This is a genomic window from Dyadobacter chenwenxiniae (assembly GCF_022869785.1).
GTDB classification, from domain to species: domain Bacteria; phylum Bacteroidota; class Bacteroidia; order Cytophagales; family Spirosomataceae; genus Dyadobacter; species Dyadobacter chenwenxiniae.
Map to the genome: position 1 here is coordinate 2,783,468 of NZ_CP094997.1, position 19,316 is coordinate 2,802,783.

Consider the following 19,316-nt stretch of genomic DNA (forward strand, 5'->3'; position numbering starts at 1 on the left):
ACATAAAACGGATATTGTTTCAACAAAGATTAAATATTATGCGGACAGACACAAGAAAATTGTATGAGCGGTTGGGAAAAAGGGCTAAACTACCTGCTAGAGCACTTGAAATACTGAACGATCAAAATATGTGCACCCCTTACAAAGGTGTCCCGTACACAATCGGTAACATATATGCAGTATTAGCTGGAAAGTATGATGATCTACAAGTTGAGTCCGCAATCGTAAAGGCAGCAAAGGAATATATCGAACGCGGTGAAGTTGCCGAGCTTGGGTTACAGGACGCCCTAACCAGCCTGGAAGTAGCTTAAAATTTACTCTTCTTAGTTTTTCCATGAACGGATATGACTTATCCCGTCAGTGGTATGAATTTGCTCGGACACGTAAACACTTCTTTAAATGCGAATTTCAGAAAAAGAATTGGAGGATGTAATTTATTTCCAGCAGTTCCAAAACACACAAGATTCGGGATTATTAATCTACGACCACACGAAAGTCGTCAGACAATTATCGCTTGGTTCTTTCGGAACGCCAGACTTGGTAGGATTTGATTTTGCCGACGAAAATGGCAGGCTGTCGGAAGTGCACATAACAATATATGAGCTAAAAAGGGGTGACGTATCATTTGAGGCGTTATGCCAAGTGCAAAAATACAAATACGCCGTCAACCAACTACTCAGCAGCAATCCTATTTACAAAAACGTAGAATGTTATGTGTCAACATGCTTAATAGGATATTCAATTGATCAATGTGTTGATTTCATGGCGGCGTCGGCAGAACTAGACATTAGATTATACACCTATGAAAGCACCGCCAAAGGGGTAGTATTCAATAGGATCTTCAATTACAAGTATAAACCCGACACATACGAACAAACATGGTACGGAGAGGGCAAAAAATTAAACCTGTTTAAGCTATTCGATGGAACACAGGAAGTAAAATACGACTCCTCGAAAAATGAATCCTGGATATCACATAAATAAGCATGAAGTACTTCCTCCACGATAGCGGATCATTTGAAGATGAAAAAGTTTCTATGCTCTTTATGGAGTATGGATACGAAGGGCTGGGGCTGTTTTATACCATCTTAGAGAAGCTAGCCAAACAGGAAAAGCCGATCAATACGCGCGTCCTAAAAATGCAGCTGAAGGTTGGCAAAAAACTCGAAAAGTGCTGGGCATATATGGAAGATATTGATCTTATTTCATCAAACAATGGAGAAACTTCCAACAAAAGAATACTAAAGTTTAGCGAAAGTATAGACGAAAAAAGAAATAAAACCGCAAAACGAGTTTACCAACACCGTGAAAATCAGAAAGATACAGAAGATGTAACGCGTTACAACAGCGTTAGTAACGCTCCTAACAGTACAGTACATAACAATACTATAATAGATAATAAATTATCTATAGACCCACAACGAATTTTAGAAGATAAAAAGGAAGAAAAAAAGAAGTTTACTGCGCCATCAGAAGAGAATGTAAAATCCTTCGTCCAGGAGAAATTCAAAACCTCTGAGAAAGCCGCGGCCGCCTTCGCTAGTAAGTTTTGGTCGCACTATGAAAATAACGACTGGAAGGTAGGCAAAGCCAAAACAAAAATGAAAGATTGGCACTTAGCCGTGAATTCAACATGGGTTGATACCATAGACGAATTGAAAAAGAAGTACCCGGGATCTGAAAATACGCAAGTGAATGGATCCCCTCGCCGCTACTTAAACTCCCCTGACATCTATGAACCAGCTTGAACCAGGAACAGTACGTCGCATGATGGAAGAATCAAAAACCAGAAGACAACAAGCAAATACTTACGAAGGATCAATGGAAATCCTTTATGAGTCACTGGCAGACGGAGACATCACCATGGATCAGTTTAATTTATTTAGTGCTATCGAAAATAAGAAATGGAACAAATAATCCCCCCTCACGCCACAGAAATTGAAAAGGATGTCCTTTCGGTCATCTGCAACCGGCCTGAGCTTGTTTATCAAGTAGAAGACCTATTGGATGAAAATTGCTTCTACCAGCCGGACTATAAATTTCTCTTCTCTGTGGTGATGGAAATACATACATCCGGAGCGGTTGTTTCGCAAAGCGCCATTCTTCACCGGATAATTCCATCAGGAAGGCAAGACATTCTTGGCACCTACCAGGAAATCAAAAGAACATTCAGTTCTGAGAAGTTTCTGGTTAAAAACGCTGAGATACTTGCTGAGTATTCTACAAAACGGGCTCTGCTCACTAAGGCACTGGAAATACTTCAAATGATCCAGCGAAATGATGACATTGACGAAATCGAGAACGAGGTAACAGAGGCCAGTACCATTGCTCTGTCCCGCAATAAGAACACGGAGGCGATTTCAATGGATGAAGCACTAGAGGGAATGTTTGATCTAATGAACCGTGAGCAGACCAACGGAATTACCGGAATACCAACTGGACTTCCGATGCTTGATAAAATCACCGGCGGATGGGAATTTGACGATAAAGTTATTTTCGCTGCCAGGCCTGGAATGGGCAAGACGGTGGCCGCAACCTTTCATTCATTTTACGGGGCAATGGTGGGATACCCTACCGCCTTAATATCCCTGGAAGTCCGGCCGGCAAAACTTGTAGCCCGGATGATGTCCAACACCAGCGGATTCAATTCGAGTGATATTACCAAGGGCCGACTAGCAAAAAATCAAAAAGAAATTATCATCGAAAAGGCTGGAGAGGCAAAGAAAATCCCTCTTTACTTCTACGACAATACCCGCTCGTGCGATATTAACGACATCGTTAGAACATTGCGAACTTGGCACCGCAAGTATGGATTAAAGGCGGCTTACCTGGATTATGTGGGTTTATGCGAGGATAGAATGGTTAAAAATGCTTCTGACGCAACAGCGGTGATGAATAGCGTCATGAAGAAGCTAACGCGCCTGGGTAATCAACTTGGTATTCCTTTGATTCTCTTCTCACAGCTTAACCGGGACAATGAAGGCCGCGGCGACAAAAGACCAATCCTAAAAGATTTAAAAAGTTCTGGCAAACTGGAAGAAGACGCAACTAGGGTTATTTTCCTTTACCGTCAGGACTATTACGATTACAACGAAGCTGAATCTCGCGGGGAAAACTTTGTGCCGACACACGACATAGAATACATTTTTGCCAAAAACCGGGAAGGCCAGTTGGGCCCTGTTTTGCTCAAATGCAATGTTGCATTGAACCGAATGTATGAACCGGCTTCTATGTCCGTGGAAATGCCAAAGGGTTATCATAGGAACGACGCACTGAACGGCGCCAAAACATCTTTCTCATGATCGGTACATACCAAACGATTGACGACTGCACATACGAAGTATTCTGGCACCAACCCGACAAAAGGATAAAAGCTGAGCTTAAATGCAAGTGCGTAAAGTCCACCGTAAGAGACGGCCCTATCCCTGCCTTCGCAATCAGCGAGAAAGATATTAGCAGAAAGTTGATGTGTAAAACCTGGACCAAGATTGAATCATGAGCATAAGCATTGTAACGAATGAGGATAACATGGCTATGATGGCTCGATATCCAGATAAGTTTTTCGATTTAGCGATTGTTGATCCACCTTACGGAATTGGCATTGACGGCCAGAAGAAATCCGTTAACAAAAATCCTAAGCATAATCGAAAAGCGCATACCCAAAAATCATGGGATAATGGAATACCATCAGAAGAGTACTTTTTTGAATTGTTCCGGGTCAGCAAGAACCAGATTATATGGGGTGGCAATTATTTTACTGAATACCTAAAACCAACGAAGGCGTGGATATTCTGGTACAAAGGACAAAACGACCTAACTATGTCCGACGGCGAAATGGCATGGACTTCTTTCAATACGGTTACTAGGCAGGTTAACGCGAATAGAGCAAAATTGATAGCTCAAAACACCTTCCATCCAACAGAAAAGCCTTATTATCTCTATAAATGGATTCTAGGAAGATACGCTCAACAGGGAGATAAAATACTTGACACCCACCTGGGATCTCAGTCAAGCAGAGTGGCCGCCTACGACATGGGATTCGATTTCTACGGATGTGAATTGGATAAGGATTATTTCGATCAGGGCTGCAAACGCTTCGAGACTCACATACAGCAGCTTGTTTTATTCTAAAACGAAAATCATGAGATATCACAAATTTGAGTTAAAACCCTACAAAGTAGGAAACAAAATTAAAGTGTACCTATCTGACGACTACGGAGTTTTCAAATACACTTTTGGAATAGTCAAATCTGTGGACAGCGAGAATAGGCCGACCTTGGCTTACGCAGACCTATCCAGCCTCAATCTTAATCAATTTGATAGGCTAGTTAAAGGAGACGGAGGTTCTAAAATTTGGAAGGTTCAGAGAGCATAAAAAGCCGGTGTTATGAAAACGTGCACGGCCACTAATTGCACGCGCCCTGTTTTCGGCAAAGGGTATTGTAAATGTCACCAATCACTGAGAACCGACAAAAAGAAACGGAAGCCTAAAAAGAAAAAGCCAATCCGCCCAATGAGCAAGAAATTATCCAAAGAGCGGGTAACGTATAGAGCGCTGCGGGAGGAATTTTTAAGCAAGCCGGAAAATATGTTTTGTGCGGTATATCCGAGCATACCAGCAGAAGAAATACACCATAGTCGGGGTCGCGGTAAGTATCTCAATAATGTAAGCACATGGATTGCTGTTAGCCGGATCGGTCATATTTGGATTCATGAAAATGTACTGCTGGCAACTGAACGAGGGTTTATAGGAAGCCGGATAGCGTTAGTTACACCTTTAAATCAAGAATAATAAATGGCAAAGATTCACATGAAAGGGTCTGAATGTTTAAGACCGGGCGCGTTCACTCAAACAAAGCACAAGTTGAAGGTAACAGACAAAGAAGAGCTTGTGACATGCATGTTCTGTATTGCTCACTTACAAATAGATAAAATTCTGAAAAATGAAACCATACGATAGGATAAAAGAACTTCAAGTTCGTGAGCGATTTTGGAGGCACCATGCTTTCCCAGGATGGAAAAGCTTTTTACTACAATATTTTGATGCTCAAAAAACAGCTTGGAGTCCCACAGACTTAGCGGCTCAATTCTGTGAAAAATTCCCAGATGAAGGTTTTCGGGTGGTGTCAAATATTGCCTCCACATGTTCAATACTCGAAAACGACGAGGAGATTTTATCTATCAAAGTCGATGGAAGAAATTACTACGGCAGGCCTGACATTTTCAAGTCAGAGGAAGGAAATAAAAAAATGATTGAGTCTATAAAACTCCGACCGAAGCCAAAAGCGTTTTCTGTGCCTTCGACAAAAAAGGAGCATGGTTTCAGCAAAATTAACGCAAATCGGAGCATTGAGGACAAGAAAACTTTAATGAAGCCGGAGCACAAGACACCAAATCAAATCTTATCGCGCGCCGAACACAACCAAAAGCGAGTTGATGACTTACGGGCCGCAATAGCGCAGCGTGTGCTTGACGAAAAGACAATCCCTATTGATTGGGTTGATGAGTACAATGAATTGTCTATAAAATTGAAAAGAATATGAATAATAAACACTATCAAGCGCTTGGACGATTAAAGTCCGGAGCTATGAATCAAACAGAGGCGAGGTACGCGCAGCGGCTAGAACTATTGAAACATGCCGGAGAGATACTTTGGTACGAATTTGAACCCGCAAACCTGCGATTGGCGGATAAGTGTTTTTACAAGATTGATTTTATGGTTTTGAAAGCGTCAGGTGAATTGGAAGTGCACGAAGTAAAAGGGAAATGGGAGGACGACTCCCTGGTTAAAATCAAAGTTGCAGCAGATAAATTCCCATTCCGATTCATTGCCATTCAGTACTTGAAAAAGGAATGGGTAGTCCGTGAATTCTCATGACCGCACAACAAATCAGGGAATCCATTGCCACCCTGGAAGAACAAAAGGCAAAAACCACTACCCCTATAATCGCTCAGAACTGCGAAAGAACCATTCTCATTTTTACAAAACTTCTAAATGGACTTAACTCACCTAATAGGCAAGACGTTCGGGAGGTTGACGGTGATCTGCGAATCAACTTCGGTGAAGTCGCGAAGAAAGATTGAATGTAGATGCATCTGCGGGAACATTAAAATTGCAGACTACCAAACCCTGATCCGCGGAGAAGTCCGGAGCTGCGGATGTTTAACCAAAGAAAGAATCGCCAAAATCCCAAGGAAGAAATAATGGATCTGATTGTAAACTTCGACAACCCACTTTAAAAGCAGGCCTTATACGCCACCCTTTCGAAGTTGAAAGGGGAACAAGTGATTAAGTTAAAGAAGCGCTCTAAGGGGCGTAGCTTGCAAGAAAACAAATATTATTGGAAAGTGGTTATGGGATATATTTCTGAGTTTACCGGACACGACCCTGTTTACCTGCATGAAGTTTACAAACATCGCCACATTCCTTTTGTTAAGTTCATTGATGAAGCCAGACTAACAACAACCGATATGACCCACGAGGAAATATGGGCTTACATTGATCTGGTTAGGATGGATGCGAAGATAAGGCTAGGCATCTTGATTCCTGATCCCGATGGGGTGATACTTTAATGTTTATTGATATCTTCTGGATAACCAAAAACCGAGGCGCTTGCTAACTCCCCTGACGATGTTTCGCTTTTCAATAATTCGCCATTTACGTATATTTCGACCGTAACACTTCCCTGGACGCGGTAGTCGTTTCGTGCGTAAAGGCGCAAATCTTGATCGCCTTTCATTTGAATGGTTCGATAAAATTCTGTCTGATTCTTAAAGTTATCCTCCCCGCCGCTCTCATTAGTGTATGTGACATTACACCCACCACATATCACCTTGTACTGGATTTTGTAATAATTGTTTTTTGATATCTGTCTATCATATGATGTTTTCGCCTCTGACATATAAAGAAACGCTGCAAATATTAACGCAGCGGCGGACCATATTTTGGCGGAGTCTTTAAGTAGGCCAATAACCGCGAACACAACAATACCCAACATAAACAAAGAAAAGAATAGTCGGATGGTGAAAAGAGAAACCACGCAAATTGCAATGGCTATAATCCCATAAGTGGATGAATTTGACTCAGTATTGCTCATATCAAAGGGTTGTTTACGGGATAAGTCTAAAAATTTGTACAATTAATTCAAAACATTTCCTGAAAATCAACCAATTATCTACCTTAGTAAAAATATTGTTGTTAAAAACATAAATAATGTTTGGATAATGTTTCAACAATATTTATATTTGTACAAGTCAAACAAACAGTAACGCACCAAGATAGCTGCACCACCCGAATGCAGAAGCCGGTAGCGGGAAACTTTAAACAGTAACGGTTATGGTATTCATTGGGAATTTAATTTTTGGTGCAATTCTGGGAGTGGCCGCCTTCGCTGCGGTAGTTATTTTCTCCCCGTTTTTGATTGCTGGATGGTTAAAGGATCGGTTGGTATGAGACTAAGGCGAACCAAGCAATGTAAGTTGTGCCCATGGAAGTTATCAACTAACCCTTTTGATATTCCTGATGGCTATGATGTAGATAAGCATAAAGCTTTGTCTTGTACAATAGCAGATCCGGGAGATTTCAGAGGAAGTGGAGGCAAAGCAATGGCATGCCATCATTCGAAAGAAGGAAAAGAAGAGCACTGCGTCGGCTGGATATATAATCAACTTGGGCCAGGTAATAACATTGCACTCAGGATGGAAATGATGCGATGCGAAAACATCAAAGATTTGAAAGTCGTAGGTGATCAACATGAACGGTTCGAAGATACACTGCCAAGTATTAAACATATCCAGATAACACCATGAAAACCTACGCCATCATCCGCCTTCTCTGGTTCCCTACTCTTGCTTTTTCATTGTGGGTTGAGCCTTACGCAAAGGACGCACTAAGCTGGATATGCCGGCACCCTCTTTTGTGGACTGATCAGGTAGGATACCTGCCAGTGTTTACCGCCGCGACATTATTAATCATTCGTAAAATCAGGAAAGCATGAACTGCCAAGCCGTTGCCCAACTTATGATTCAGTTCCGGAAAGGAATAGAGTCTAATCCAGAAGTGAAAGTATTCAACTTAAATAGATTACACCTGATATACCTATTGAGCAAAGATGATCCCACAGTATGGGAGCAGCAATACGGGCATCAATACGCCATTGAAGTAGCAGAGGCAACTCGCAGGATACTTGAAGAACATGGATTAATAGAATCCGCATTAGCTGAAACATTATGACCCTCCCCCAAACCATCGAACACCTCCTTATATGGATAGGTGAGAGCTATTCACAAGTGTTAATGTGGCTGGCTGACGAACAAGTTTACGCGAATGCGTGCGCCGGGATAATACTTGCGATTGCCGCCGGAATACTGGCCGGCTTCTGGTGGAGCACCAAGTTTGACAGGGAAAATAGTGGAACGTATAAACAACACCGGTAGAATGGAAACGATAGCACAGGAAGCTAAGAGATTGTTAGAGCCGATACCGGAAGATCAGTGGACGACAAAAGACTTTACAGACAGAAAGAGTAAGTGCTGCGCGTTTGGTCACTATTCCCGATTAAACAGTAGTGATGATAATAATTTTTCAATTGCAAATTGCTCGGAATATAGGGGAAGATTAGGCGAACTTCAACATTCTATTTATGTTTTCACAAAAGGAGAATACAGCCTAATTGGTGTAAATGACGGCGCAAGTCCGTACCCGCAACCTACCCCCAAACAACGCGTGCTTGCTTTATTGAATGACATGATCAAAGCCGGATACTAACCATGAAAACAACCCTAACAACCCGCCTACAATCAATCGAAGCCCTTGCAAGGGAATTTGCTCAGATGGCTCAGCAACACGGCTTACATCAATATTTAAAAGCCATTGGCGTAACCTACGAGGAAAGCCATCAAAGCATTTATTTCGTGACGATGGGAAGAATGTCGGTAAACTTTGCCTTCGGCGTCGGCTTCTCATTCCATGACAGAAACTCCGTTATTGAATGGATGGAAGGAAGCGCTTACGATGAATATGCTTACAAACTGGAAATCTTTAAAGAGCAACTACCGGGCATACTTGAAGATGACAAGCAAGTTCGGATTAAGCAGCTTACCAGTGAGTTGGAGGCTATTAGCGGTGTCGCCGCATGAGAACAGCGAACGATTACTTTTATCAGGCTTACAAGCAATACAAAGCGTGGTGCAAAGAAAACGGGTTTAACCACAAGGAAATGCATGGCAAGTTCGCCGAGTTCGCAGGTTTAGCTATGAAGGAATACGCAGCAGAGGTCACCAACAGAACGCTTAGCCGAGCAGCAGACGAAGCCACAAAGGAGCTAGGGGACGGCGTTTGTTTTTTCACCGGGAAGGAGCGCATTAAAAACACTGAGATCATTACGCCGTGAAAATCCAAGTCGGCAAAACCTACCGGCCCCGCGACAAAAAAGCCCCGCCCGTAACGATCACCGGCCGATGCCCGCAAGGAATCTACTCATACGTAGGAAAGTGGGGAGAGTTGCCCGAGCAGCAAGACCGGTACCAGGAGAACGGAATGAATTTACATATAGAAACGGAATTTGATTTAATAGAGGAAGTATGAAAACAGCAGAAGAATATCTGGTAGAAGCCGAAGCAAAAGCATCACATCGTTTTGAATCATTGAGCGAAAACGATATGGGGGACGTAGCAGAAAATATTAAAGCCTACAAAAGCTTCGTGGTTGAAGCGATGAAGGATTATGCAAAAGACTGCATCACACAAACGCTCATTAACGCAGCGGAGCGCATTAAGCAAAGCAAAGAGGTTAATATGTTTACAAAAGCTCTCATAAGGAAAACACCACCTGTGCTGCCATGACACCTCTCACACCCGATGAATGCCGCGAACTCGAAGAATCCCATCAGCGGACGCTTCAAATGGAAATAGAAGAAGAAATTGAAATTTATGATACGAAGGGAAATTATAGTCACAGTGAAATAAATCAATCAGAACAGTTAAACAATTAGAAAACATGGGAATTATCGCAAAAAGTAACGGACAGGATTTTGAAAATGAATTATTACCAGCAGGCTCGCACGTGGCATTATGTTATGCTATGGTTGACCTGGGCACGCAGGAAACAGAGTTTAACGGGGAGAAATCAAAGAAGCGTCAGGTGCGCGTAGTGTGGGAGCTTTCTGACGAAAAGAAAGTATTTGACGAAACCAGAGGCGAAGAGCCGATGATCGCCGGGAAGAACTTCACTTTGTCGATGCATGAAAAAGCAGGCCTTCGCAAATTTATGGAGAATTGGAGAGGCCTTAAATATACAGAGCAGCAAGCCGAAGCCGTGGATATTACTACCATGCTTGGTAAAGCGTGCCTTTTAAGCATCAGTCACGGCACAAACGAGAAGTCTGGCAAAGAATACGCTCAAATCAATTCGGCGTCCCTGTTGCCTAAATCAATGCCAAAGCCAACACCGCACAACAAGCCTTACTTCTTTTCATTGGATGAATTTGAGCAAGAGGTTTACGACAAACTGCCCAAATGGTTGCAGGAGAAGATTGCGCTGTCTGAGGAATATAAGGCTATTGCTGGTTCGCAAGGAAAGCAGGAGAAGGAACCAGTAATGGCAGAAGAAGAGTCCGACGACTCGGATCTTCCTTTTTGAGGTGAACCCCTGGCAGAACGTCAAAAACGCCAACGACGCTAAATGGACAGCACGCATGTTTGGGCGCCGGTGGGATAAAGAAGGTTGGGCGCGATGGAACGCCCACCTTAAAACAATCGGGGTTGTGTGGGATAAGGATTCTCACCAATGGATAGATATAAAAACTGAAAACGATTAAGACAATGAAGGGATTATCAGCAATACAAAAAATTTCACAGATCACTGTTGAATTAGAAGGCGGCATCAAGTTCGCGATTCTACACCAGTTGACAGAAGACGACTTTCAACGGTGTTTCGACAGATGGACGCGATCATGTGTAGAGCCAACAGCAGAGGATTTGTGCGCTTTTATAAAAACATTTCATCCAAAGACTATGTGTGTTACCGAAGCTGACTATAATCGCATTACGAAGGGTAAAGCTATTCATGCAAGTGAAGCTGAATACTTGGCTGAAAATAAATAGATGTGGACGAAAAACCAATGAAAGATGCCAATTGATTATTCAAAATATCCGCCCGGGTGGTTGAAAGTTATCAGGCCCAGGATAATGTCTCGTGCAAATAATAAATGTGAGAGATGTGGACTGGAACACCTTTCAACGGTTTACGCAATTAAGCTGCAAATCAAGGACGATAATAGTCGATACACGTTTCGGAGTATTTGGTTTAGAAATGAGCAGGACGCAAAGCGAGAGGGTACGCATTGGACTGAATATAAGCCAGTCAAGGTTATTTTGACAATTGCGCATCTTGACCACGATGAAGACAATCACGAAATTTCTGACGATAGACTGTTGGCGCTTTGCCAGATTTGCCACTTACGTTATGATGCCTTGGAAAAGTACCGAAGGGTTACGGATAGAGCGAATAATGCGAGGAATAAGGAAATGTTTGAAAAAGTTAAACCTGAAAACAAATGACAACAAGATTCAAAAACGCGATTGACGCATTGGGGATTAAGGACGAGGGGTGGGTGCGAATCAAAGAGGGATGCCCATATTTGATAAATCGTTTTGGTCACGTCAAAACAGAAGGATTCTTAAAGAAAGTAAGAGGAGGTCATCTAAGATCGACTGGTGTTACAATTTTGAAAATTGACATCAGAAATGGATACAAGTCATACCGGTTGAATTTGGGAGACGGATTTAAAACTAAAAGTGTACACCGATTACTGGCTACTGTTTTTATTCCCAATCCAAATAACTATCCCGTAGTTAACCACATTGACGGCAATAAGTTGAACAATAGTTTAGAGAATCTGGAATGGTGTACTGTGAGTCATAACACTCAGCATTCGTATGATATGGGATTGCAGATACCTGCTGGTAATAGGAAAGGATTTGTCGGCAAAGATGTACATAATTCAAAACCTGTTATCGCCTACGACCTGCATGGCAACTATGTCGCAAGCTACGAGTCGTGCAAGCTTGCAGAGAAGGACGGGTTCATTGGTTCTTGCGTATCAAGAGTAGCAAGTGGTGTTCTAAAACAGCATAAAGGGCACCGTTTCTGCTATCAAAAAGCATAAGTGAACTAGGGTTTAGGAATGTAATACGCGCCGCGCCGACGCTATCTGCGCCCTGGGTTCGGGATCACCATCTAACAGCAATCACAATGAAATTAACTACACAAAACGTAAGGGAAATGTTTGAGGATTGCTCTTTCAAGGAACACAATAATCCTGAACTGCTTTGGACTATCGAAGGGGTTAAACTGAAAGCCAACCTTCACATTAACATGCTAAGTTTAAAGCGTAGCGAAATCGAATCCATGCTTTCGGAATTACCCGACAGCTTCAAGAGCTCAATAGGCGGCGGATGGTCTTTTCTCAATATGTGCATTACCAACAATGAAGAGCAGTGGTGTGATCTTCACGAAACGATGGATCAGCTTTTTTGCCTTGGTTATGGAATTGGGAAGTTAAGATTTCTAGTGCCTCGTGAAATGTGGGACGTATTACCCGGCGGAGTTCCTTACATCGTAATTGATTAAAAATACCCCGCGCCATCCTCCTCTTCCTGCTAATCACAGCCAGCAAGACGTGCTGACGGTTCAAATCAGGGATTTCAAATAAGGAAACAATTAAAATTCATAAAGAATATGTCAACTAAAATTCAAATCAACAGTTTAGAAGCGCTAAATAGATTAATTGGCGGCGACTCCGAACTAGAAGTAGAAGTAAGAAATTCTGTTGTGCAGGATTTTACTAAAAAGCACCTTAAATCGATGGTTCCGGCAGTAGTTGAAACCTGCTTGTCGGACTTGCAAAAGTTCGCAAGACCTATTATTGAATCTACTTTTTTTAGTAAAGTAAAAGACGGATGGTATACGAAGATCGTACCGAACGAACTGACAAATAAAATCAAAAAAGATGAAATCGAAAGGATCTTTTCAGAAGAAATCAGGGCAATTGTAAGAGAAGCGGCAGACAAAGCGATTAAAGATGTTTTAACGCCTGAATACATCAAAAAAAGACTCGAAATGAATATTGAAGACCAGGTTGCCGAGAGGGCCCGTCAAATTGTTAGAGCAAAACTTTCTGGTTTGTAGCTCATGACCCCACCCGAAGTAATCCAAGCCTACAAAGACAAATACGCCGCGTTCCCGGATTTGGTTGAGCGCATTGTGCGGCAGTTAAAATACGAAAGAGGCAAAAAAGAAATTTCAATTATCTGTTTTCAAGTTTGGGATAAAACAAAGGAAGGTGGAGATTTCTGGCACAAGTTTCATCTACTAGAAAGTGATCGTCAGCTCACCCGCCAGTCAATCGACGCCGCTTACGCAGAGTTCGGGATTGAGCCACTTGCTCCTGAAATTGACATGTCATGGTTAACAAATACCCCATACCACGACTTATGGGAATATATGGCAAACTATCACAACCTCACCCTTCTTCAATCCGAGGTGATGGACATTGTAAGTGTGATTGAAGATTGTCAGAGGAAGATTAAATAGGCAGTTAAAACTAGCGAGCGACTATGACCGAACAACACGTAAATATAGCCGCCAAAATGTATAAGGCGAGAAGCAGTATGAAGTCCTTGTTTGGTGAAAGCTATCCAGACAAAGTGAAGGTTTACATGGATATCGTTAAAGCGGTTTCCAAGCGAGAAGGGGTAGGCGAGATTGAATCAGCGATAAAGTTGATTAAAGACGCTAATGAGAAACACCAGGATTATTCCGGAATATTGGGGGTTTGGATATTGGCCGCAACTGTTGAATTGATAGAACCCTCTTTTAAGCCATGACGCACACCCCAATAATCCTATTCAGTGCGAAGGTGATGCTGAAATACCTGAACTCACTTGCAGCGAAAGGAGCGCACTTGGTAAAGATCACCAACAACGTTTTCACAATTGATGAGATAGGCGAAGGTGTTATGATTGAACCTGCAAACGGAAGTATTGATTGGGAAGGCTTAATACACTACTCCCAGTTTCAAAAGTTACGCAAGATACTCGAATTGGTTGAAGAGCAGCCGGTTTGCATTAAGCTGGATGGATACATGGAGATTAAGGGATTGTTAATTTGAAAAGGAGGAATTATGAGCGAGACTAATACACCCGGAGGGATCAGAGGCGCAATACTTCAAATAATTATTGACGAAGGAACTGCAAAGCAAGAGCACATTGACGAGCTTAATCACTACAAAAAACAATGGGTCGATGCTGGTCTCGAAAAAGGTCAATGGGGCACTGAGATAGATGGTAAGGTTTATCCTTTAAACTCTGATGAGCATAGATTAGCAATGAAAAACATGCTCGAACAGTATAAACCAGTAACCAAGTAATTAAACCAAAGAAAGGATGAAAGATAGAATCATAAATTATATATCCTGGTGTTGTATTACTTTTCTTGCCGTCATATCAATATTAAGTATTACGCCTATAGGCGTAAATGGAGAAAGTGTAATGCAAATACTCTATCCCATTATTTGGGTGCCATTTATAATTACCACTCTTATCGCGAATTGTATTCATCTTTTAAGCGATAATAAGCCATGAGCGAGATACAATTGGAAGTTGGGAAGACGTATGAGGTAAGAGAGCCTGAAATTTGCGATTTACAAGGAAATTATTTTTATGTGAAGATAGTATCAGAGTACGATGGAATTTTTACCGGCGACGATGAGAATGAATATTTCCCTAATGGGCGTTTTCTTGCTTTTGAAGGTGAATGCTACTATGACCTGGTAAAAGAAGTAACACCCTAATTCACAACGTTAATCGAAGAGAAAAGATGGAAGAGAAATTTATTTACATCTGCAAAATAAAACTGATCGGATCGCCCTTTGCGGTTTTCGATGAATCCATGGCTAAATCCTGGGTTGATCAAGATCCAGACGCACACTACTACGAGAAAGTGCCTATACTCTATGAATTTTAACCCCATGAACTACACCTTTGAACAAGCGAAGCAGGCTGTGGCCGAGAGGAGGAAAGCCGAAGAATGGGAATTTATGCTCATGGCTTACCTAGGATTGTCTGGACACAAAGGAGAAGAATGGTTTATTGAGGCTATTTCCAGTGCTATGCAAGAAGTGTGTGAATTGATGTGCAACGAAAGCGTGAAGGATGATAGGGACGCACTCAATACAATCCTTGAATCACATGGGCAATACTTTTCCAGAACAGTTAAGAATAGACCCCTTCCCTTCCCAGAACAGTAACACCCACGTGTTGGAGAGGATCTGGTGATCGGTCGGAAATTATATGTTGTAGAATCGGTCTTGCACGGAATAAATAATGAGTGGGAAGAAGGCAGAAGTAGGATTACGGTGTCAGTGAAGCTCAAAACTTAAAATCAATCGGAAATAATGAAGAAACTAACATTAAAAACAATCCAGAACACCATTGCTAACTGTTCAGAAGAGTTGGCTGCTGATTTGATTTATGAGTCATTTAATCCACCCTATAAACCACTTAGTGATCTTCACAAGGATGAAGAAGCATGCAGAAAAGTATTTGAATGTGTATTTCCGATGTGGGCATTCAGTAAAGCCGTAGTGGTACCAAATAGTAAATGTTTGAACCTATTCGGCATAACAAGCGACGAAATAGAAATTAACGCGATGTCTATTTGGGCTGACGGAATTATTCACTTTGGAGTTAACAACGGGGTTCATTTGCGATACGCACATTATTTCAAATTGGTAGACTTTATACGTTCACTTGGATATGAGCCTGAGCTCTAACCCCGCCAATACCTCTTCTCCAAATGAAAGAACCCATGCTTATGATTGGATTGAATACTTTTCAGCATTTCCATTGCCTGATCATAGTCCATGAAGGTTTTGGAGTCGGTCTTTTCAAACGTATTCCCGCCGTCACGGCTGGTAACCAACATTGTCTCATTGTTTTTATTGGCATGAACAATAACATGATTGTAAACCGGCTCATCCTGCTCCAGCACGCTCATAAGCATTTCAATCGCTTGCCCGTAATCTGGCCGGTCAGAGTCCACGCCGTACTTATTTTTCATCGCAGCGGCTATTTTATCGAGCATTGTAAGGTTAGCACGAAGAATATCAACGGTGTCCATCCCAGGTTGCAAATCAAGCCGGTTGAGAACCATTTGAAGGCCGGAGTGGATTAGGTGGGCGGCTAGGGTGTAGTTGGGCATTATTCAGGTTGATGAAGTTTTGGGTAAAGTAAAACAGAAATTATAAGCACCATGAAAACAGTATTTTACATCCAAGATGAAGACGGAAGATATTTAGAATACGACGAAGATATGGAATCATACAACTGGTGGTTCGATAAAGATTTTGCTAACAAGTTTGATATTGTTGGGGATGCTCACATATTTATTATCGAGCACGAACTTGATAATACCAACGTAGTTTAACAACTTTTAGGCAAAGATATTTAAAAGTGAAATAGGGAGGAAAATATTTTGTTAAGTGGTTGATTGTTAGTATATTGAGGTATGGAAAAGCTAGAATTATATAGAACATATAAAGAGGATTGGGACGGTTACGGAGGGCTTCCGTTTTCTGATAAAGTGATTGATAATACCAAATTTGTTATAAATAGTTTCCATCAACAACCACATATATCCCCTACGGGAAGAGGTTCAGTTCAACTATCTTACCGATTGGAAGAAAAGTGCATAGAGGTGGAAATTTCTGACAATTTGGAAGTTGAAGTGTTAGAAATTATTGGTGTTGTAGAGAGGGAGTATTCAGAACAAATCGACCAAATTGCTAATCGTATTTACGATTTCTTTAACAGTGGTTCTTCAATAAGATAACTTATGCCGCACGTGCCTATTTTTTGGAAAGAGAAGAACTTTATGGGATGGAGAGCATTCCTGAAAGAATTCTTTTCTAATCAAAAGGCGGCGTATTCCGTAACTGAATTGGTTCATCACTTTGCACCTAGTGATGCCAAAGAGCAAGCAAGAATCCGTCAGTCAATCGGAATGCAGTTATCAGTAGCTTTTCATGCAGGGGAATTGGTTGCGTTTAAATTGGACGGGCAAAAGGCAAAGCTGTATGCAAAGTCCGATTACGTATACGACAAGAATTCTCTTCAAGAGATCACGAACCGCGTAAAACATCGCTTAAATCTTAAAAAGATTTCTGGGAGAATCCTAGATGCAAAAGGTCATAGTAGGGATAAAACAATTCCTGTCACCGAAGAAGCCCGACCAGTTCGGGATCAGTTAAGTATTGCACGTGAGGTCAATGAAATACTGGAACGGACAGAGGTTAGATCTGTGGGAATTACAAATAGCAGGGCGAAAGTAAAACCTACCGTGCCATCTGTGCCAACGTTGGTTCCGCGAGAAGTTTTTAAGGCTAGCCGATTGAAAGATATTGAGTGCGCTATTCGCAGCAGCGTAAGTATGCGCGTTAAAATCCCGACTGAATGGATTGAAGAATATAACGAACTGATATAAAATAGGGCATAAAAAAGCCTCGCAAATTGCGCATAATCAAAAAAGATCAGAGGTGTGCGAGGAATTATCGTGGCAAGTATAATGAAAAGTATGAAAGAAACAAGGATTATTCCACTAAATACAATTGCCTTAAAATTTAAGAGGCCGGGAGAGGAAATTCCTGAGTGTGCTTATTTACTTACCGCAAAGAAAGCAAGCGTAGCGGATATTCAATGGGCTAAAAATAAAATCTTCATCAGACTTGTAAAACAATGAAAACATTTCACGATTGCCGTGACGAAATAGCGCGAGGAAGGTCGTTTAAGGATTGGGGGGCAATGCAAGAAAAATATCCGGTTGACGCTATGTTTTGGGACGATATGAATTACGAAGCAGCTGAGTTGTATGCCAAAGACGTGGCGCAAGATGCCCTTAATCGTGCTGCGGAAAAATTAATAAATATGCCCTTGACTGATTTATGGGTTATTGCAGATAAGGACGCAATAAAAACAACAAGTATTCTTACTAAATAAAATATGAGCAAACCAACTTTACCACAAATCCGGGCAATCGTTCGTGAGGCGATCAAGTCAAAAAATCCTATCGCAGCATCTATTCAGATTCACAATCTACTGGACGATCAAGGCGATGATCCTGTTACAGCCAAAGAGATTTTAGCAGCTGAATGCCCCGACGTTGATCAAAATTCAACCGCCGGTTTCAAGATGATTATGGCGATGGAATTATATGCAGAAAAAAGAAGGCAGAGCAAGTGTCGGGAAGTTTGCTTAGTGAAATATCAAATGTTTAGTAAATAGTAACCCCCTCTCTTCAAGAAAGAAGAGCCCCACCACCAATAAACCAACAACGTAAACGAAGAAAGGAATGGAGAACTGGCAACCAATAGAAACCGCTCCAAAGGGGAGAATAAGATTTATCGGAGCAATTAACGAATTAATTTTAGGCGATATTTATCACGGCGTCAATGGATTTTCCGGCGAAAAAGCTATTGAGACTTTTCGGTATACACAAGGAGGGGAGCCCGTTCCAGAGTATATTCAGCCTACCCATTGGATACCACTCCCACCACCCACCAAATACCCCCCCCCCTTGGAAACAAAATGAATTTTCACAATAAAACATCTATAACAATGGACTTAAAAAAAGAAGACTCAGAACCAACAAAACAGATTCAGGACGAGCACTTGGACGAAAAAGCTGCTTCGATTTTGGACGTGTACGCGAAAATGACAGGATTTTACCCTTTTGCGTACTCGCGGGATGGGGAGCGGGTGAAGTAAGGGCTAAAACTGTGAGGAGAGGAGTTTTGGTGGGTAGGGAGGTGATAAATAAAAATGAAACCATGGCATTCGACAAAAAGCATTACCGCGCAATAAAGAAATTCATGGATCAGCAGATTCTGCACGTAGACTTCCGTTTGGTTGATGAATATAGAGACAAGCCAGTTGAATGGGCGGAAACATTTCTGTTTCACATATCTCATTGCATTGAGGAAGAAGATTACGAAGGAGCAAAGGCCGTTACAGATTCAATCAAAGAGTTTCTCGACAAATACACTGATGTGAAAGTTGAAGACCTACTCTTGAAAGTGCCCGAATATAAAAGACTGGAAATCGTAGGGATTATATGCTATGGAAAGGATGATGATAAGTCGGGGTTGGCAAGTGGTGGGGCCGAGTTTATTTCGTTTTAAATAAATCAGGGGCCATAAGCCCCTTTTTTTATGCAACAAACTAAATCGAATGTTTTATATTTGAATCTACTTTAGACATCT

At 41.7% G+C, this 19,316-nt stretch carries 42 protein-coding genes; 40 read left to right on the plus strand and 2 right to left on the minus strand.

Features of this window, described 5'->3' with window-relative positions:
- Positions 1-128 precede the first annotated feature (128 nt).
- The 11 genes from MUK70_RS11560 (at position 129) to MUK70_RS11610 (ending at position 6,573) form a co-directional block, all read left to right on the plus strand.
- Positions 129-311 (plus strand): hypothetical protein, encoded by a 183-nt coding sequence (locus MUK70_RS11560; protein WP_234652115.1) that lies wholly within the window; start codon positions 129-131, stop codon positions 309-311.
- 88 nt (positions 312-399) lie between these two features.
- Positions 400-984 carry a hypothetical protein gene (locus MUK70_RS11565; protein WP_234652117.1) on the plus strand — a complete coding sequence of 195 codons (585 nt, stop codon included), beginning with the start codon at positions 400-402 and terminating at the stop codon, positions 982-984.
- A gap of 2 nt (positions 985-986) precedes the next feature.
- The gene (locus tag MUK70_RS11570) at positions 987-1,748 is read left to right on the plus strand and encodes a Lin1244/Lin1753 domain-containing protein (protein WP_234652119.1); all 762 of its coding nucleotides are present in this window, start codon (positions 987-989) and stop codon (positions 1,746-1,748) included.
- Entirely contained in the window at positions 1,735-1,917 is a 183-nt protein-coding gene (locus MUK70_RS11575) for a hypothetical protein (protein WP_234652121.1), read from the plus strand. Before MUK70_RS11570 ends, MUK70_RS11575 begins: the two co-directional genes overlap by 14 nt.
- Complete coding sequence (locus tag MUK70_RS11580) at positions 1,905-3,302, plus strand: replicative DNA helicase (RefSeq protein WP_234652123.1); 1,398 nt, start codon at positions 1,905-1,907, stop codon at positions 3,300-3,302. Before MUK70_RS11575 ends, MUK70_RS11580 begins: the two co-directional genes overlap by 13 nt.
- Positions 3,303-3,495: 193 nt before the next feature.
- Complete coding sequence (locus MUK70_RS11585; RefSeq protein ID WP_234652124.1) at positions 3,496-4,131, plus strand: DNA methyltransferase; 636 nt, start codon at positions 3,496-3,498, stop codon at positions 4,129-4,131.
- Positions 4,132-4,513: 382 nt separating this feature from the next.
- A complete protein-coding gene (locus tag MUK70_RS11590; protein ID WP_234652126.1) occupies positions 4,514-4,792 on the plus strand; it encodes a hypothetical protein in 279 nt (92 codons plus the stop codon).
- Positions 4,793-4,943: 151 nt separating this feature from the next.
- The gene (locus tag MUK70_RS11595; protein WP_234652128.1) at positions 4,944-5,543 is read left to right on the plus strand and encodes a hypothetical protein; all 600 of its coding nucleotides are present in this window, start codon (positions 4,944-4,946) and stop codon (positions 5,541-5,543) included.
- 44 nt (positions 5,544-5,587) lie between these two features.
- Positions 5,588-5,878 (plus strand): DUF1064 domain-containing protein, encoded by a 291-nt coding sequence (locus MUK70_RS11600; protein ID WP_234652130.1) that lies wholly within the window; start codon positions 5,588-5,590, stop codon positions 5,876-5,878.
- A complete protein-coding gene (locus tag MUK70_RS11605) occupies positions 5,875-6,084 on the plus strand; it encodes a hypothetical protein (protein ID WP_234652132.1) in 210 nt (69 codons plus the stop codon). Before MUK70_RS11600 ends, MUK70_RS11605 begins: the two co-directional genes overlap by 4 nt.
- Positions 6,085-6,321: 237 nt before the next feature.
- A complete protein-coding gene (locus tag MUK70_RS11610) occupies positions 6,322-6,573 on the plus strand; it encodes a hypothetical protein (protein ID WP_234652134.1) in 252 nt (83 codons plus the stop codon).
- Here the strand turns inward: MUK70_RS11610 and MUK70_RS11615 are convergent.
- Entirely contained in the window at positions 6,570-7,097 is a 528-nt protein-coding gene (locus MUK70_RS11615) for a hypothetical protein (protein ID WP_234652135.1), read from the minus strand. The two genes, MUK70_RS11610 and MUK70_RS11615, sit on opposite strands and share 4 nt — an antisense overlap.
- A gap of 352 nt (positions 7,098-7,449) precedes the next feature.
- Here MUK70_RS11615 and MUK70_RS11620 point away from each other — a divergent pair, with 352 nt between their 5' ends.
- The 21 genes from MUK70_RS11620 (at position 7,450) to MUK70_RS11720 (ending at position 15,833) form a co-directional block, all read left to right on the plus strand.
- Entirely contained in the window at positions 7,450-7,809 is a 360-nt protein-coding gene (locus tag MUK70_RS11620) for a DUF6283 family protein (protein ID WP_234652137.1), read from the plus strand.
- A 184-nt stretch (positions 7,810-7,993) separates the two neighbouring features.
- Positions 7,994-8,233 carry a hypothetical protein gene (locus MUK70_RS11625; protein ID WP_234652138.1) on the plus strand — a complete coding sequence of 80 codons (240 nt, stop codon included), beginning with the start codon at positions 7,994-7,996 and terminating at the stop codon, positions 8,231-8,233.
- Positions 8,230-8,436 carry a hypothetical protein gene (locus MUK70_RS11630; RefSeq protein ID WP_234652140.1) on the plus strand — a complete coding sequence of 69 codons (207 nt, stop codon included), beginning with the start codon at positions 8,230-8,232 and terminating at the stop codon, positions 8,434-8,436. The genes MUK70_RS11625 and MUK70_RS11630 overlap by 4 nt, the downstream gene beginning before the upstream one ends.
- Before the next feature lies 1 nt (position 8,437).
- Positions 8,438-8,767, plus strand: a complete 330-nt coding sequence (locus tag MUK70_RS11635; protein ID WP_234652142.1) for a hypothetical protein — start codon at positions 8,438-8,440, stop codon at positions 8,765-8,767.
- A 2-nt stretch (positions 8,768-8,769) separates the two neighbouring features.
- Complete coding sequence (locus MUK70_RS11640) at positions 8,770-9,138, plus strand: hypothetical protein (RefSeq protein WP_234652145.1); 369 nt, start codon at positions 8,770-8,772, stop codon at positions 9,136-9,138.
- Positions 9,135-9,392, plus strand: a complete 258-nt coding sequence (locus MUK70_RS11645; protein WP_234652147.1) for a hypothetical protein — start codon at positions 9,135-9,137, stop codon at positions 9,390-9,392. Before MUK70_RS11640 ends, MUK70_RS11645 begins: the two co-directional genes overlap by 4 nt.
- Positions 9,389-9,586: a hypothetical protein gene (locus MUK70_RS11650; RefSeq protein WP_234652148.1), complete on the plus strand. Its 198-nt coding sequence runs from the start codon at positions 9,389-9,391 to the stop codon at positions 9,584-9,586. Before MUK70_RS11645 ends, MUK70_RS11650 begins: the two co-directional genes overlap by 4 nt.
- Positions 9,583-9,843 carry a hypothetical protein gene (locus tag MUK70_RS11655; protein WP_234652150.1) on the plus strand — a complete coding sequence of 87 codons (261 nt, stop codon included), beginning with the start codon at positions 9,583-9,585 and terminating at the stop codon, positions 9,841-9,843. The genes MUK70_RS11650 and MUK70_RS11655 overlap by 4 nt, the downstream gene beginning before the upstream one ends.
- 154 nt (positions 9,844-9,997) lie before the next feature.
- Positions 9,998-10,639, plus strand: coding sequence for a phage replication initiation protein, NGO0469 family (locus MUK70_RS11660; RefSeq protein ID WP_234652152.1), 642 nt, complete (start codon positions 9,998-10,000; stop codon positions 10,637-10,639).
- A gap of 182 nt (positions 10,640-10,821) precedes the next feature.
- A complete protein-coding gene (locus tag MUK70_RS11665) occupies positions 10,822-11,103 on the plus strand; it encodes a hypothetical protein (RefSeq protein WP_234652154.1) in 282 nt (93 codons plus the stop codon).
- A gap of 452 nt (positions 11,104-11,555) precedes the next feature.
- Positions 11,556-12,167 carry an HNH endonuclease gene (locus MUK70_RS11670; RefSeq protein WP_234652156.1) on the plus strand — a complete coding sequence of 204 codons (612 nt, stop codon included), beginning with the start codon at positions 11,556-11,558 and terminating at the stop codon, positions 12,165-12,167.
- Between the two features lie 86 nt (positions 12,168-12,253).
- The gene (locus MUK70_RS11675; protein ID WP_234652157.1) at positions 12,254-12,631 is read left to right on the plus strand and encodes a hypothetical protein; all 378 of its coding nucleotides are present in this window, start codon (positions 12,254-12,256) and stop codon (positions 12,629-12,631) included.
- Between the two features lie 108 nt (positions 12,632-12,739).
- Positions 12,740-13,189 (plus strand): hypothetical protein, encoded by a 450-nt coding sequence (locus tag MUK70_RS11680; RefSeq protein ID WP_234652159.1) that lies wholly within the window; start codon positions 12,740-12,742, stop codon positions 13,187-13,189.
- A gap of 3 nt (positions 13,190-13,192) precedes the next feature.
- Positions 13,193-13,594, plus strand: a complete 402-nt coding sequence (locus tag MUK70_RS11685) for a hypothetical protein (protein ID WP_234652161.1) — start codon at positions 13,193-13,195, stop codon at positions 13,592-13,594.
- A gap of 23 nt (positions 13,595-13,617) precedes the next feature.
- A complete protein-coding gene (locus MUK70_RS11690) occupies positions 13,618-13,887 on the plus strand; it encodes a hypothetical protein (protein ID WP_234652163.1) in 270 nt (89 codons plus the stop codon).
- Entirely contained in the window at positions 13,884-14,171 is a 288-nt protein-coding gene (locus tag MUK70_RS11695) for a hypothetical protein (RefSeq protein ID WP_234652165.1), read from the plus strand. Before MUK70_RS11690 ends, MUK70_RS11695 begins: the two co-directional genes overlap by 4 nt.
- Before the next feature lie 12 nt (positions 14,172-14,183).
- Complete coding sequence (locus MUK70_RS11700) at positions 14,184-14,429, plus strand: hypothetical protein (protein ID WP_234652167.1); 246 nt, start codon at positions 14,184-14,186, stop codon at positions 14,427-14,429.
- A gap of 210 nt (positions 14,430-14,639) precedes the next feature.
- Complete coding sequence (locus MUK70_RS11705) at positions 14,640-14,852, plus strand: hypothetical protein (RefSeq protein ID WP_234652170.1); 213 nt, start codon at positions 14,640-14,642, stop codon at positions 14,850-14,852.
- Between the two features lie 26 nt (positions 14,853-14,878).
- Complete coding sequence (locus MUK70_RS11710) at positions 14,879-15,025, plus strand: hypothetical protein (RefSeq protein WP_234652172.1); 147 nt, start codon at positions 14,879-14,881, stop codon at positions 15,023-15,025.
- A 4-nt stretch (positions 15,026-15,029) separates the two neighbouring features.
- Positions 15,030-15,308 carry a hypothetical protein gene (locus MUK70_RS11715; protein ID WP_234652174.1) on the plus strand — a complete coding sequence of 93 codons (279 nt, stop codon included), beginning with the start codon at positions 15,030-15,032 and terminating at the stop codon, positions 15,306-15,308.
- Positions 15,309-15,455: 147 nt separating this feature from the next.
- Positions 15,456-15,833: a hypothetical protein gene (locus tag MUK70_RS11720; protein WP_234652176.1), complete on the plus strand. Its 378-nt coding sequence runs from the start codon at positions 15,456-15,458 to the stop codon at positions 15,831-15,833.
- Here the strand turns inward: MUK70_RS11720 and MUK70_RS11725 are convergent.
- Positions 15,830-16,261, minus strand: coding sequence for a hypothetical protein (locus tag MUK70_RS11725; protein ID WP_234652178.1), 432 nt, complete (start codon positions 16,259-16,261; stop codon positions 15,830-15,832). The genes MUK70_RS11720 and MUK70_RS11725 overlap by 4 nt on opposite strands.
- A 51-nt stretch (positions 16,262-16,312) precedes the next feature.
- Here MUK70_RS11725 and MUK70_RS11730 point away from each other — a divergent pair, with 51 nt between their 5' ends.
- From MUK70_RS11730 to MUK70_RS11765, 8 genes are all read left to right on the plus strand, one after another.
- Positions 16,313-16,486: a hypothetical protein gene (locus tag MUK70_RS11730; RefSeq protein ID WP_234652180.1), complete on the plus strand. Its 174-nt coding sequence runs from the start codon at positions 16,313-16,315 to the stop codon at positions 16,484-16,486.
- 81 nt (positions 16,487-16,567) lie between these two features.
- Entirely contained in the window at positions 16,568-16,891 is a 324-nt protein-coding gene (locus MUK70_RS11735; protein WP_234652182.1) for a hypothetical protein, read from the plus strand.
- 3 nt (positions 16,892-16,894) lie between these two features.
- Entirely contained in the window at positions 16,895-17,542 is a 648-nt protein-coding gene (locus MUK70_RS11740) for a hypothetical protein (RefSeq protein WP_234652183.1), read from the plus strand.
- Positions 17,543-17,632: 90 nt separating this feature from the next.
- Positions 17,633-17,797 (plus strand): hypothetical protein, encoded by a 165-nt coding sequence (locus tag MUK70_RS11745; RefSeq protein ID WP_234652185.1) that lies wholly within the window; start codon positions 17,633-17,635, stop codon positions 17,795-17,797.
- Positions 17,794-18,054: a hypothetical protein gene (locus MUK70_RS11750; protein ID WP_234652187.1), complete on the plus strand. Its 261-nt coding sequence runs from the start codon at positions 17,794-17,796 to the stop codon at positions 18,052-18,054. Before MUK70_RS11745 ends, MUK70_RS11750 begins: the two co-directional genes overlap by 4 nt.
- Positions 18,055-18,057: 3 nt before the next feature.
- The gene (locus MUK70_RS11755) at positions 18,058-18,339 is read left to right on the plus strand and encodes a hypothetical protein (protein WP_234652189.1); all 282 of its coding nucleotides are present in this window, start codon (positions 18,058-18,060) and stop codon (positions 18,337-18,339) included.
- A gap of 333 nt (positions 18,340-18,672) precedes the next feature.
- A complete protein-coding gene (locus tag MUK70_RS11760) occupies positions 18,673-18,822 on the plus strand; it encodes a hypothetical protein (protein WP_234652191.1) in 150 nt (49 codons plus the stop codon).
- A gap of 62 nt (positions 18,823-18,884) precedes the next feature.
- The gene (locus tag MUK70_RS11765) at positions 18,885-19,235 is read left to right on the plus strand and encodes a hypothetical protein (RefSeq protein WP_234652193.1); all 351 of its coding nucleotides are present in this window, start codon (positions 18,885-18,887) and stop codon (positions 19,233-19,235) included.
- The last annotated feature ends 81 nt before the right edge of the window (positions 19,236-19,316 follow it).